This window comes from Pseudomonas sp. Gutcm_11s (assembly GCF_028649395.1).
Lineage (GTDB): Bacteria > Pseudomonadota > Gammaproteobacteria > Pseudomonadales > Pseudomonadaceae > Aquipseudomonas.
Genome location: NZ_JAQSUW010000017.1, coordinates 518,389 through 531,992, shown reverse-complemented (window position 1 = coordinate 531,992; position 13,604 = coordinate 518,389). Strand labels below are relative to the sequence as shown.

Genomic DNA, 13,604 nt, shown 5'->3' with positions numbered 1-13,604 from the left:
CATGCCGTCCCTCCCCACTGACAAGCGGGCCAACGACAAGCGGGCCCTGGTGGTCGCGATGCTGCTGGCCGTGATGGTCATCAGCGTGCTGGACAAGACCATCTTCGCCTTCGCCGGTCCGCAGATCATCGACGAGCTGAAGCTCACCCCCGAGCAGTTCGGCTTCATCGGCAGCGCCTTCTTCTTCCTCTACTCGGTGTCCGGCGTGCTGGTCGGCTTCCTCGCCAACCGCGTGCCGAGCCGCTGGATTCTCTCCGGCATGTCGGTGGTGTGGATGGCCGCGCAGGTACTCACCGCCATCAGCACCAGCTTCTTCGCCCTGGTCGCCAGCCGCATGCTGCTCGGCGCCGGTTGCGGCCCGGGCACCGCGGTGACCCAGCACGCCGCGTTCAAGTGGTACGCCCCGCGCGAGCGCGTGCTGCCGGCGGCCTGGATCCAGGTGGCGATCATGTCCGGCGCGATCCTCGGCGCGCTGTCGCTGCCGCTGCTGATCCAGCACCTGGGCTGGCGCGTCGGCTACCTGATCCTCGCCGGCGTCGGCCTGCTCTGGCTGGCGCTGTGGCTGCTGGTCGGCCGCGAAGGCCAGCACGATGACGCCAGTGACGAGGCCGCCGGTGGCACCACCACCTACCGCCACCTGCTACTCAACCGCACCTTCTTCTTCGTCACCCTGGCCGGCTTCTGCATCTACCTGCCGACCGCGCTGATCTACAGCTGGATTCCCACCTACCTGCAGAAAGGCCTGGGCATGACCCCGATGCAATCGGGCTACGTGGTGATGGCCGCCACCCTCGGCGTGATCATCCTCAACCTGCTGGTCTCCACCCTCTCGCAACGCGCCCTCAAGCGCGGCGCCAACGTGCGCGTGGCCATGGCCGTGCCGATCGCCGCGGCCTGCCTGATCGGCGGCGTGGCGATGAGCCTGATGGGCTTCGTCGAGCAGGGCGTGAACATGACCATCGCGCTGTATCTGGTCGGCGGTTCCATCGTCAACCTGGTGCCGGCCTTCGCCAACTCCGCCGTCGCCTACATCGCTCCGGCCAAGCAGCGCGGCAGCATGCTGGCGATCCACATCGGCCTGATGACCAGCGCCGGCATGATCGCCCCGCACGTGGTCGGCCAGGCCATCGGCTGGGAAGGCGGCGACCTGGTCAAGGGCTTCGAGCTGGCCGTCGGCCTGTTCGGCCTGGTGCTGCTCGTCGGCGGCCTGCTCGCCCTATTCCTGGTCGACCCGGAGCGCAGCCGCCGCGAGCTGGCCGCCCTCACCACGCAATCCGCTACCGAATCCAACAATACGCCGGCCGCGAGCCAGGCCTGAGTCAGGAAGTCTGCCCCATGCACAAACGAGTCCCCTCGCCGCAGAAGCGCCCCGAGTCCATCCAGCTACCCGAGACCTGGCGCAACGCCGACGTGGAAGACGGCTTCTGCGTGGTCGCCGTCGGCGACATCATCATCACCCACGCGATTGCCGACAAACTGGCGCGCAAGTCGCCCGAACTGCTCGATATCCTCAAGCGTGGCGACGTGGTGGTAGGCAACTACGAGTGCACCGCGATCGACTTCAACCGCTACGACGGCTACCCCGAGGCGCTGTCCGGTTTCTCCTGGCTGCTCAGCGACGCCGATGCTCCGGCGGACCTGGCCAGCATCGGTTTCAATATGATGTCGCGGGCCAACAACCACGCACTGGACTGGGGCGCGGCTGGCCTGAAGATGACCGACGAGATGCTGGATGACGCCGGCATCGCCCACGCCGGCACCGGCTCCAGCCTGGCCGCCGCGCGCGCGCCGGCCTTCGTCAACACCGACAAGGCGCGCGTCTCGCTGATTTCCTACGCCACCACCTTCGAGGCCAACGCCCCGGCCGCCGACGGCCTCGGCATGGTGCCGCCACGTCCGGGCCTGAGCCCGCTGCGCACCACGCCGCATCGCCTGGTATCGCCGCAGGACTTCGCCGTGCTCAAGCGCCTCAACGAGCAGGAGGCCTTCCAGGACCACTACCTGCTGCGCACCCTGCACGGCGAGCACAGCGTGCACCTGGGCATGGCCCTGCACTACCGCGTAGACCCGAATGCCGCGCCGGGCACCGTGCGCATCCACTACGAGTGCGACAAGCTCGACCAGGCCGATATCGTGCGCAACCTGCGCCAGGCCAAGCAGAGCAGCGACTTCACCATCGTCGCCCAGCACACCCACGAGCCGGACAACCAGTGCATCGAGGTGCCCAACTACCTGCCGACCCTGGCCCACAGCCTGGTCGACAGCGGCGCCGACATGCTCTGCGGCCACGGCCCGCACCAGATCCGCGGCATTGAGGTGTACAAGGGCAAGCCGCTGCTGTATTCCCTGGGCAACTTCTGCTTCATGGACAACAGCATGAAGCTGATGCCGGCGGACAAGTGGGAGAGCCGCGAGTGGATGGCCGCCGAAGCCTTCGTCGGGCCCAAGGGCATTACCAACCCGCGCCTGACCACCCCGGCCGAGTTCCTCGAGTGGAAGCGCGTGGTCGGCATCTTCAGCGAGCCGGTATGGTTCGAGAGCGTGATCGCCGAGTGCCACTTCAAGGCCGACGGCACCCTGCGCGAGATGCTCCTGTACCCGATCGAGCTGGGCTTCAACGGCCGCGACGCCGAGCGCGGCATCCCGCGTCTGGCCTTCGACACTGCGGAGAACGACTCCCAGGCACAGAGCATCATCGAGCGCCTGCGCGACCTGTCCGCCGAGTTCGGCACCATCATCGAGATCGAGACCGTGCAGCACGGTGAACGCCAGAGCAGCATCGGCCGTGTCGTGATCGATTCATGACCGCCAACCAGGGCTAGCGCCCCACAAGGTCGCCAGCCCGGGGCAAGCCCCCAACCCACGACCGCTCCGTCGCCCGGCACAGGCCACAAGCCTGCGCCGCAGGCCCGGCCATGCCCGCGAAACCCCGCGGGCTGCTTTCACCACAAGGAACTTTCCACATGGATCTCTCCAGCTTCTCGCAGAGCTACGCCGAAGCCCGGCAGAAATTTCTCGAGGCTTGCGCCGCCGCCGACCTGAGCGTCGAATCCCATGTCCACCCGCTGCGCGGACGCGACGGAGAGGAACTGGCGATGGACGTCGCCCGCCTCGGCGCAGCTAGCGCCGCCAACCTGCTGATCCTCAGCAGCGCCTGCCATGGCGCGGAGGGCTTCTGCGGCTCCGGCATCCAGGTCGAGCACCTGCGCGACAAGGCCTGGATCGAACGCTGCAAGCGCGACGACCTGGCCGTGCTGTTCATCCATGCGCTCAACCCGCACGGCTTCTCCTGGCTGCGCCGGGTGACCGAGGACAACGTCGACCTCAACCGCAACTTCGTCGATTTCAGCCAGCCGCTGCCGGACAACCCCGACTACCGCGCCATCGCCCACCTGCTGCTGCCCAAGCGCCAGCCGCCAACCCTGCTCAGCACCCTGGGCCTGGTCGGCTACTCCCTGCGCCACGGGCGCATGGCCCTGCAGGGCGCCATCTCGCGTGGCCAGCACAACGACCCCAAGGGCATGTTCTTCGCCGGCACCGAAGCCACCTGGAGCAATCGCACCCTGAAGCAGGTGCTGCGCCAGCACGGCCAGCAGTGCCGCCGCCTGGGCTGGATCGACATCCACACCGGCCTGGGTCCGCGCGGCATCGGCGAGCGCATCTACAAGGGTCGGCAGACAGCAGAAGACATCGCCCGCTGCCGTCGCTGGTGGGGTGATCAGGTCACCAACAGCGCCGAGGGCAACTCGGTGTCGGCCAAGCTCAATGGCACCATCGACAACGTGGTGCCGGAGCTCTGCCCGCAGGCCGAGTACAACGGTCTGACCCTGGAGTACGGCACCCTGCCCGGCCTGCAGGTGCTCAATGGCATGCGCGGCGACCACTGGCTGTACCGCAACCCGCAGGTACCGGCGGCCCAGCAGCAATTGATCAAGCGCCGCCTGCGCGATGCCTTCTACGTCGATGCCGACGACTGGAAACAGCAGATCCTGGAACAGGCTCGCGAAGTCCTCGACCAGACCCTGACCGGCCTCGCCTCGCCGCTACCGGCCTGAGTAGCCCCCCTATTCCGCGGCGCAGCCGCGGAATAGGCCACGCCATCTATTCGCCCCACCTCCCCACGAACGGCCCCACTCCGTTCATCGGCACGCGCCACTGGCAAGCGCGCCGGCACCACGCCGGCCACGCGGCTGCCAACCGCTGCGCTGCACGTCCCCTGCACCGCGCGCCAGCAGGCGCTTTCGCCCTCCTCCCCAGCACACTCTGCCGTTTCGCTTCGGCATTCAGACCAGGCACATGCGACGTCGCGGCACAGGCGTGCCCGATGATTTGCAGCTATAGAAATAAGAGGGGCGGCCGACATAACGACCACAACCAAACCATCGCCGGTCACAGGATGACCGATAGATGGCCTTTAGCCACCAAACGGCTTCCTGTACACTTCGCGCCCCCGATTTGGGTACCTGCCAATGCTTAAGAATCTGTCGCTGACCCTGAAGTTGTCGCTGCTGCCCGCCGTTGCCCTGCTCGGCCTGCTGCTGTTCGTGGTCTACACCTCCACCCAGCTGGCAGCCAACGATGCCCGCCTGGATGCCCTGGAAACCAACAGTTTCCCGACGCTGGAGAAGGCCGACGCGGTGAACTTCCAGTTCTCCCGCCTGCCGGGCATCCTCAACAGCGCGGTGGCCGCCGGCGAGCTGGCAACCCTAGACGAGGCACGCCAGGTGCTGGCCGACGTCGCCAACCTGCAACAGCAACTGCAGCCGCTGACCCGCGCCAACAGCGAGCGTGCCGGCGAGCTGGAGGACTGGCGCCAGGCCATCAGCCGCTACGCCGACAACGCACTGTCCGCCTCCGAGCAGCTGATCAAGGGCAGCGCCGGCTTCGAAGACCTGCGCCCCAATCTGGACCGCATGGCCAGCGACCTGGCCGCCGCGCAGAAGCTCGGCGAGACCTTCCGCGCCCACGCCTACGACGACTTCCAGAGCACCCTAGGCCAGGCACGTACCGACAACGCCGAGACCACCCGCGCCGGCTACATCCTCAGCGCCTTGCTGGTGGCCCTGGTCGGCCTCGGCGCCTGGGTGATCATCCGCGGCATCATGGGCAACGTGCATGGCGTAATCGGATCGTTGCAGGCCATCGCCAAGGGCGACGGCGACCTGACCCGCCGGGTCAACGTCGACTCGCGCGACGAGATCGGCGAGATGATCCAGCTGTTCAATGGTTTCCTCGACAAGCTGCAGGGCACCATCCGCCAGACCATCGAGGCCGCCAGCCCGCTGGGCGGCATGTCCAAGGAGCTGTACCGACTGACCCAGGACGCCACGCAGAACGCCCGCTCGCAGCAGGGCCACACCGACTCGATCGGGCGTGACATCCAGACCATGACCAGCAGCATCCAGGAAGTGGCGCATCGCTCGCAGCAAGCCTCGCAGGGCGCCGGCGACGCCTCGCGCCAGGCCGGCACCGCACGTGCCAGCATCGGCAGCCTGTCCACCAGCATCAGCGACCTGGGCAACAGCGTGATGGGCGCCGTGCAGGCCATGCAGCAGCTGGAGGAAGAAACCCAGCAGGTCGGCTCGGTACTTACCGTGATCCGCAGCATCGCCGAGCAGACCAACCTGCTGGCGCTCAACGCCGCCATCGAGGCCGCCCGTGCCGGCGAACAGGGCCGCGGCTTCGCCGTGGTCGCCGACGAGGTGCGTAACCTGGCGCAGAAGACCGCCGCCTCCACCGCCGAGATCCAGCAGATCATCCAGCGCCTGCAGAACAGCGCCAACAGCGTGCTCAATGTGATGACCGCCAACGGCGACAAGGCGCAGAACAGCATCGAGCTGTCGGTGGAAGCTACCCGCATGCTCGAGTCCATCGCCGTGGCGGTGAGCCAGATCGACGAACTGAACGCCGGCATCGCCCAGCTCACCCAGGAGCAGATCGGCCTGTCCAGTTCCATCCAACAAGAAACCCAAGTGTTGCAGCAGGATGCACAAGCAACCGCAAACGGGGCCGATGCCACCGCGCGCCTAGGCGAGCAGCTGGTCAGCACAGGGGACCACCTGCGCGCGGCAACAGCCCAATTCCGCGTTTAATTCATTCATTGGAGCATCACTGCATGACTACTGCCCGCGTACTCGGCCTGGCCATCTGCCTGGCCAGCACCTCGGCATTCGCGCTGGAACAAGGCGAGGCCCTCATCAACGGTTTCGGCACCGTCGGCGTCACCCACCTGGGTGGTGAAGACGACGGCCGTGGCTATGGCATCTCCGGCCAGACCACCGACTCCTGGCGTGGCGACCAGCTGAGCAAGTTCGGCGCCCAGCTGACCTACGGCGTCACCGACACCGTCGGCCTGACCCTGCAGACCACCGCCAAGGCCTATGGCGACGAGTGGAAAGGCAACCTGGAGTGGGCCTACCTGTCGTGGCAGAGCACCGATAACCTGATGCTGCGCTTCGGCCGTCTGCGCACCCCGGTGTACATGTACTCCGAGAGCATCGACGTAGGCTTCAGCTACCCCTGGCTGCGCCTGCCGGACGAGGTCTACAGCCAAGTCCAGCTGTCCAACTACGAAGGTGCGGACCTGGTCTACAACCTGCCGCTGTCCTTCGCCACCCTGTCCTTCCAGCTCGCCGGCGGCATCGCCAAGAACCGCGACTACTACCTGTACGACGACGAGTTCGACATCGACTACGACAACGTCTTCGGTGCCAGCGTGAGCCTGGCCACCAATGACTTCGGCACCCTGCGCATCGGCTACGCCGAGGCCGACATCGACACCGAGATCTCCGGTAGCTTCACCGACATCTTCGGCAACCCGGGTTCCGCCACCCTGCTGGCGCTGGACAAGGACAAGGGCAAGTTCACCTCGATCGGCTACCAGTACGACAACGGTACCTGGCTTACAGCCAACGAGTGGACCAGCCGCGTGATCGAGAACGACGGCAGCGCCAGCACCGACTCCTTCTACCTGATGGGCGGCCGCCGCTTCGGCGACTTCCTGGCCCACGTCACCTACGCCCAGCTGGACGAGGATGAAGGTCGCCAGAACTCCTGGACCCTCGGCCTGAACTACAACCTGATGCCGACCGTAGTCCTGAAGGGCGAGTACAAGCGCGTCGACACCAGCGGCGGCTACGACGGCGTGTTCGTGCGCGACGCCCAGGAGCTGTACAACAACACCGTGTACGACCGCACCAACGGCCTGGCCGGCGTACCGTCCCGCAACTATGACGGCGACATCATCAGCGCCGGCGTCGACTTCGTATTCTGAGGAGCATGCACATGAAGCAGTCCGTCCGCATTCTCTTCGCCGCCGCCAGCCTGGGCTTCGCCGCCCTGGCCCAGGCCGAAGTCGCCGTGATCGTCAACGCCGGTGCGTCCGCCGCGCCGTCGCAGTCCGACGTGGCCAACATCTTCCTGGGCAAGAACAAGTCGCTGAAAGGCGTCGACCAGAAAGACTGGAATCCGACCAAGGAGAAGTTCTACACATCGGTCACCAACAAGAACGAAGCCCAGCTGAAGTCCTACTGGTCCGGTCTGGTGTTCACCGGCAAGGGCCAGCCGCTGCCGAGCGTGGCCGGCGATGCCGACGTGGTGGCCAAGGTCGCCGCCGAAGCCGATGCCATCGGCTACGTGGACAAGGCCGCCGTGACCGACAAAGTCAAGGTGCTGTTCACCCTGCCCTGATCCCGGGGTAGTGCAATGAGAAAGGCCGGTGGGGTGACCCACCGGCCTTTTTTCATGCCTGCTGCATTTCCCTCACCAGCGTCGCCACCAACTCTGACGCCGGCAGCTCACGGGCCAGCGGCGCGCCCTGGCCGGCCCATTGGGCGGCGAAGTCGTGGTTACCCTGGGCACTGGCAGCAGCATGCAGCGCCTTGGCCGCGTCGTAGCAGATCGGGTAGTCCGGCAGGGCCGCTCCGAGCTCGCCGTACAGCCGGTTGGGCAAGCCACGCGCCGGGCGCCCGGAGATGTTGGCGGTGATCTCGGTGCGATAGGCCTTCTCGCCCTGCAGCGCCGCCCGGTAGTCGGCATTGGCGGCGGACTCCGGGCAGAGCACGAAGGCGGTGCCCAGTTGCACGCCCGCGGCGCCGAGGGCCTGCGCGGCCTTGATGCCGGCACCATCCATGATGCCGCCGGCGGCGATGATCGGCAGACTCGACTGCTGCGCCAGCAGGCGCACCAGGGCGAGCGTGCCGAGGCTGGTATCACCGTTCTCAGGCGTGAACACGCCGCGATGGCCACCGGCCTCGACACCCTGTGCCACCAGCGCATCCACTCCAGCAGCCTCGGCCAAACGGGCCTCCGCGGCGGTGGTCACGCAGGCCAGCAGGCGAATGCCGGCATCCTTGAGGCGCGCGATCCACGCCACCTCCGGCAGGCCGAAGTGGAAGCTGACCACCGCCGGGCGCAGCTCCAGCAACACCTCCAGCATGGCCGGATCGGCCAGGAAGCTCAGGTAGATCTCGCGCAACTGCGCCGGCGGCTCGGCACCGAACTCGGCAAACAGCGGCCGCAGGCGCTCCAGCCAGGCTTGCTCGCGCGCGGCGTCGGCATGCGCCGGCGCGTGGCAGAACAGGTTGAGGTTGAACGGCTTGTCGGTCAGGGCCCGGGTCTGTGCGATCAGTTCGCGAGCCTGCGCCGGAGTGCTGGCACCAAGCCCCAGCGAGCCCAGGCCACCGGCCTCGGACACCGCGGCAGCCAGTGCCGGGGTGGACACACCGACCATGGGCGCCTGGATGATGGGATGCTGGATTCCGAGCAACGTGCACAGCGACGACATGCAAACCTCCGATTGACCAATTAATCTCAAAACAAGATCATGACTAAAACTTTATTCTCATTTTGAGATTTATAGAAGCCCATGGATCTCACCAACCTCGCCATCTTTCGCGCCGTCGCCCTCGAACAGAGCGTGACCCGCGCCGCGCAGAACCTGCAGCGTGCGCAATCCAATGTCACCACGCGCATCCAGCAGCTGGAGGAAGAGCTCGGCGCCGCCCTGTTCCTGCGCGAGGGCAAGCGCATGCTGCTGACCGAGCGCGGCCGCACCTTCCTCGCCTATGCCGAACAGTTGCTGGCGCTGGCCGACGAGGCGCGCCAGGCCCTGCACCCCGAGTCGCCGAGCGGCAGCCTGCGCCTGGGCAGCATGGAAAGTACCGCCGCGGCACGCCTGCCGCAGCCGCTGGCGCACTTCCATCGGGAAAACCCGCAGGTCAGCCTGGAGGTCAGCACCGGCCCCAGTCTGGCGCTGCTCGATGCGGTGCTGGCGCGACGCCTGGACTGCGCGCTGATCGCCCAGCCACACAGCTGGCAGCAGGACCGCTGGCAGGCCGAAGCGCTGCCGCAGGGCGTCGAGGCGCTGGCGGTGTTCCGCGAGGAACTGCTGCTGGTACTGCCCGCCGACCATCCGCCGGTCAGCCGCCCCGAGCAGGTGCAGATCCGCACCCTGGCGGGTTTCGCCCAGGGCTGCAGCTATCGCCACATTGCCCTGAGCTGGCTGGGGGCCGGCGGCCCGCCCATGCGTGTGCAGGAAGTGGGCTCCTACCACAGCATTCTCGCCTGCGTGGCGGCCGGCGCCTGCGTCGGCGTGGTACCGCGCTCGCTGCTCGAACTGCCGCGCCAGGCACCAGCCGTGCAATCGGTGCCACTGCTGGCGCTGGATACCTTGCTGGTCCAGCGCAGCGGCTACGCCGGCGCCGCCTTCGAGCGCCTGCGCGAAGTACTGCGGAGCCCCGCGTGAGACGCCGCGCGCTGCTCGACGCGCTGGCCGGCACCCTGCTGCTGGCGGTAGGCATGGGCTTCGGTCGCTTCGCCTTCACCGGCCTCTACCCGCAGATGATCAGCGACCGGGTGCTGGACCTGCACGGCGGAGCACTGGCCGCTTCGGCGAACTACGCCGGCTATCTGGTCGGCGCCCTGCTGCTGGCCTGGCGGCATCCGTGGCAGCCGGCGGCACTGTGCCGGGTCGGCCTGCTCGGCAGCCTGGCCTGCCTGCTGGCCATGGCCGTCGCGCCCGATATTGTCAGCGTCGTGCCACTGCGCTTCGTCGCCGGGGTAGCCAGTGCCCTGACCCTGGTCGGTGCCTCGCTGTGGCTGCTGCGTGGCGATCACCATCCGCAGGCGGCACCGCTGCTGTATGGCGGTGTCGGGCTGGGCATCCTGCTCTCCGCCGAGCTGATCGCCGCCGGCCAGGCCCTCGGCGGCCACAGCCACTTCCTGTGGCTATTGCTCGCCGTGGCCGCCGCCCTGCTGGGCCTGCCGGCCTTGCGTGCGCTCGGCCCCACGACTCCGACGCTCGTCAGCGAGCCGCTGGCGCCGCCGGCCCCAGCATTGCCGACCGGCCGGCTGGTGGGGCTCTACGGGCTGGCCGGGTTCGGCTACATCATCACCGCAACCTACCTGCCGCTACTGCTCCAGGGCGGCCCAGTGGCCGTCGCCCCGCTGCAGCTGTGGGCGGCGTTCGGCCTGGGGGCAGCGCCGTCGTGCTTCCTCTGGCACAACCTGCGCGAGCGCCTGGGCACCCGCCGCGCACTGACGCTGAACCTCGGCCTGCAGGCCGTCGGCGTGGCCCTGCCGGCACTCGACGCCAGCGCCGGCACCTGCCTGCTCAGCGCGCTGCTGGTCGGCAGTACCTTCATGGGCACGGTGACCATCGCCATGGCCGCGGCCCGTGCCGAGTCGGCGCACAAGCCCCACCTGGCTGCCTGGATGACTGCCAGCTACGGCCTCGGGCAGATCGCCGGCCCGCTGCTGGCCAGCGCCCTGCACGGCCACTACCAGCACTTCGCTCCAGCCCTGCTGAGCGCCGCCGGCGCGCTGGCGCTCGCCGCCCTGCTCAGCCTGCCGCTGCGGCGGGCGCCTGCGACCTAGGTCCAATGGCCGCGCCACGCCGCAGGCGCGACCATCGCCGCATAACCACAACCGCGGGAACGCCGCATGTCGCCCAGCGCCGCAGGCAAGACAGCCGTGTTGCAGAACATCCACGGCACCATGGAGTTCCTGCGCAAGTACCCGCCCTTCAACCAGATGGACAGTGCCCAGCTGGCCTACCTGGTCGAGCACTGCCAGCTGCGTTTCTATGCCGCCGGCGAGAGCATCATCAAGCCGAGCGAAGGGCCGGTGCAGCACTTCTACATCGTCAAGCAGGGCCAGGTGGTCGGCGAGCGGCCGCACTCGGCCAAGCGCGGCAGCGAGACCACCTTCGAGATCGCCAGCGGTGAATGCTTCCCCCTGGCCGCGCTGCTCGGCGAGCGCGCCACCCGCACCGAACACCTGGCCGGCGAGGACACCTTCTGCCTGCTGCTGGCCAAGGACGCCTTCGTCCGCCTGTTCGCTCAGTCCGCGCCCTTCCGTGACTTCGCCCTGCGCGGGGTCAGCAGCCTGCTCGACCAGGTCAACCAGCAGGTGCAGCTGCGCGCCGCCGAGAACCTCGGCGCGCAGTACTCGCTGGATACCCCGCTGCGCGAGCTGGCCCTGCAGCAGCCGGTGGCCTGCGACGCCGGCACACCTCTGCGCGAGGCCGTGCGGCGCATGCACGAACAGCATGTCGGCAGCATCGTCATCGTCGACGCGCAGGCGCGCCCGCAGGGCATCTTCACCCTGCGCGACCTGCGCCGGGTGGTGGCCGACGGCGAGTCGCTGGAACAGCCGATCAGCGCGCTGATGACCCAGCGCCCCTTCCACCTGCCGCCGCAGGCCTCGGCCTTCGACGCGGCCCTGGCGATGACCGAACGGCACATCGCCCACGTCTGCCTGGTGGAGCACGAGCGTTTGGTCGGCGTGGTCTCCGAGCGCGACCTGTTCGCCCTGCAGCGGGTCGACCTGGTGCACCTGGCGCGCACGATCCGCCAGGCGCCGCGCATCGAGACGCTGGTGGCGCTGCGCAGCGACATCCGCCTGCTGGTCGAGCGCATGCTCGCCCACGGTGCCAGTTCCACCCAGATCACCCAGCTGGTGACCCTGCTCAACGACCAGACCGTGTGCCGGGTCATCGAGCTGGTCGTGGAAGAGCTGGGCGACCCGCAGCATGCCTTCAGCTGGCTGTGCTTCGGCAGCGAGGGGCGCCGCGAGCAGACCCTGCATACCGACCAGGACAACGGCATCCTCTTCGAGGCGACCGACGACAGCGAGGCCGAGCGCATTCGCCGGCGCCTGCTGCCCTATGCCCGGCGCATCAACCTGCTGCTCGCCGAATGCGGTTTCAGCCTGTGCCGCGGCAACATCATGGCCGGCAACCCCGAGCTGTGCCTGTCGCGCCGCGAGTGGTCACGGCGCTTCGCCACCTTCGTCCGCGAGGCCAGCCCGGAGAACCTTCTGGGCTCGAGCATCTACTTCGACCTGCGCGTGGTCTGGGGCGACGAACAGGGCTGCGTCGAACTGCAGCGCCAGCTGCACGCCGACATTGCCGACAACGCTATCTTCCAGCGCCTGCTGGCCGCCAACGCCTTGCGTCATCGCCCGCCGCTGGGGCGCTTCCGTGACTTCGTGGTGGCACGCAAGGGTGCCGAGAAGGACACCCTCGATCTCAAGGAAGAAGGCCTGACCCCCTTCGTCGATGGCGCGCGCCTACTGGCACTGACCCATGGAGTGACGGACAGCAACACCCTGCGGCGCTTCGCCGAACTGGTGCGCCTGCAGGTCATAGATGCCCAGGACGGCGCGGCCTTCGAGGAGGCCTACCACTTCATCCAGCAGACCCGCCTGCAACTGCACCAGCAGCAGGCGTCCCAAGATCTGCCGCTGTCCAACCGCCTCGACCCGGACAGCCTCAACCACCTGGACCGGCGTATCCTACGCGAGTCCTTCCGCCAGGCGCAGCGCCTGCAAACCAGCCTGGCGCTGCGCTACCAGCTATGAAGATGATCAGCGGCTGGCTGCGCCGCGCCCCCGCCATCGACCCACGCTGCCTGCGCCTGCCGGCAGCGGCGGCGCTGGACGAACGCCCCCTGGCCAGCCAGCGCCTGGTGGTGGTCGACCTGGAGACCAGCGGCCTCAACCTGCAGCGCGACCACCTGCTGGCCATCGGCGCGGTGGTGATCGAGAACGGCGCCATCGATTTCTCCCAGCAGTTCGAGTGCACCCTGCGCCAGCCCGAGCACCGCGCCGGCCCCAGCACGCTGATCCACGGCATCGCGCCCAGCGCGGTGGCCGCCGGACGCGAACCCGCCGAGGCCCTGCTGGAGTTCATGGCCTTCGTCGACGACAGCCCGCTGCTGGCCTTCCACGCCCCGTTCGACCAGCACATGCTGGAGCGCGCGCTGCGCGATGAGCTCGGCTATCGCCTGCACCATCCCTTCCTCGACGCCGCCGTGCTGGCGCCGCTGCTGTGCCCCGAGGCCCCGCCGCACAAGGGCCTGGACGACTGGCTGGGGCACTTCCGCCTGCTCGCCAGTGAACGCCATCACGCCAGCGCCGACGCCCTGGCTACCGCCGAGCTGGCGCTGATCCTGTTCAGCAAGGCCCGCCGTCAGGGTCTGGACAACCTCGCCGAGCTGCAACAGCAGGCCCAGGCCTGGAAACGCCGACAGCTCGCCCCGTCCCTCTGAACGCCACTTATCGTCAACGATTGCGATTACTGGCGGCAATCTGAGATCATCTGA

The 13,604-nt window shown here is 68.0% G+C and carries 11 protein-coding genes; 10 read left to right on the top strand and 1 reads right to left on the bottom strand.

All coding sequences use genetic code 11. The features are described from left to right. Nucleotide 1: 1 nt before the first annotated feature. From PTT45_RS20920 to PTT45_RS20895, 6 genes are all read left to right on the top strand, one after another. Entirely contained in the window at nucleotides 2-1,318 is a 1,317-nt protein-coding gene (locus tag PTT45_RS20920; protein ID WP_273815920.1) for an MFS transporter, read from the top strand. Between the two features lie 17 nt (nucleotides 1,319-1,335). Continuing rightward, nucleotides 1,336-2,805, top strand: a complete 1,470-nt coding sequence (locus PTT45_RS20915) for a CapA family protein (protein WP_273815919.1) — start codon at nucleotides 1,336-1,338, stop codon at nucleotides 2,803-2,805. 158 nt (nucleotides 2,806-2,963) lie between these two features. Continuing rightward, the gene (locus tag PTT45_RS20910) at nucleotides 2,964-4,055 is read left to right on the top strand and encodes a M14 family metallopeptidase (RefSeq protein WP_273815918.1); all 1,092 of its coding nucleotides are present in this window, start codon (nucleotides 2,964-2,966) and stop codon (nucleotides 4,053-4,055) included. Nucleotides 4,056-4,469: 414 nt separating this feature from the next. Beyond that, on the top strand, nucleotides 4,470-6,092 hold the full coding sequence (locus PTT45_RS20905; RefSeq protein WP_273815917.1) for a methyl-accepting chemotaxis protein: 1,623 nt from the start codon (nucleotides 4,470-4,472) through the stop codon (nucleotides 6,090-6,092). Nucleotides 6,093-6,115: 23 nt separating this feature from the next. After that, nucleotides 6,116-7,273 carry a porin gene (locus PTT45_RS20900; RefSeq protein WP_273815916.1) on the top strand — a complete coding sequence of 386 codons (1,158 nt, stop codon included), beginning with the start codon at nucleotides 6,116-6,118 and terminating at the stop codon, nucleotides 7,271-7,273. An 11-nt stretch (nucleotides 7,274-7,284) separates the two neighbouring features. Beyond that, nucleotides 7,285-7,689, top strand: coding sequence for a phosphate ABC transporter substrate-binding protein (locus PTT45_RS20895; RefSeq protein WP_273815915.1), 405 nt, complete (start codon nucleotides 7,285-7,287; stop codon nucleotides 7,687-7,689). Between the two features lie 52 nt (nucleotides 7,690-7,741). Here PTT45_RS20895 and PTT45_RS20890 read toward each other — a convergent pair whose 3' ends face one another. After that, nucleotides 7,742-8,785 (bottom strand): NAD(P)H-dependent flavin oxidoreductase, encoded by a 1,044-nt coding sequence (locus PTT45_RS20890; RefSeq protein WP_273815914.1) that lies wholly within the window; start codon nucleotides 8,783-8,785, stop codon nucleotides 7,742-7,744. Between the two features lie 81 nt (nucleotides 8,786-8,866). On the opposite strand from PTT45_RS20890, the gene PTT45_RS20885 reads away from it, so the two are divergent. The 4 genes from PTT45_RS20885 to PTT45_RS20870 all read left to right on the top strand — a co-directional run bounded on the left by PTT45_RS20885 (nucleotide 8,867) and on the right by PTT45_RS20870 (nucleotide 13,550). Continuing rightward, nucleotides 8,867-9,745 (top strand): LysR substrate-binding domain-containing protein, encoded by an 879-nt coding sequence (locus PTT45_RS20885; protein WP_273815913.1) that lies wholly within the window; start codon nucleotides 8,867-8,869, stop codon nucleotides 9,743-9,745. After that, entirely contained in the window at nucleotides 9,742-10,875 is a 1,134-nt protein-coding gene (locus PTT45_RS20880) for a YbfB/YjiJ family MFS transporter (RefSeq protein ID WP_273815912.1), read from the top strand. The genes PTT45_RS20885 and PTT45_RS20880 overlap by 4 nt, the downstream gene beginning before the upstream one ends. A gap of 66 nt (nucleotides 10,876-10,941) precedes the next feature. Continuing rightward, on the top strand, nucleotides 10,942-12,861 hold the full coding sequence (locus PTT45_RS20875; RefSeq protein WP_273815911.1) for a putative nucleotidyltransferase substrate binding domain-containing protein: 1,920 nt from the start codon (nucleotides 10,942-10,944) through the stop codon (nucleotides 12,859-12,861). Further along, the gene (locus tag PTT45_RS20870; protein ID WP_273815910.1) at nucleotides 12,858-13,550 is read left to right on the top strand and encodes a 3'-5' exonuclease; all 693 of its coding nucleotides are present in this window, start codon (nucleotides 12,858-12,860) and stop codon (nucleotides 13,548-13,550) included. The genes PTT45_RS20875 and PTT45_RS20870 overlap by 4 nt, the downstream gene beginning before the upstream one ends. Nucleotides 13,551-13,604 lie beyond the last annotated feature (54 nt).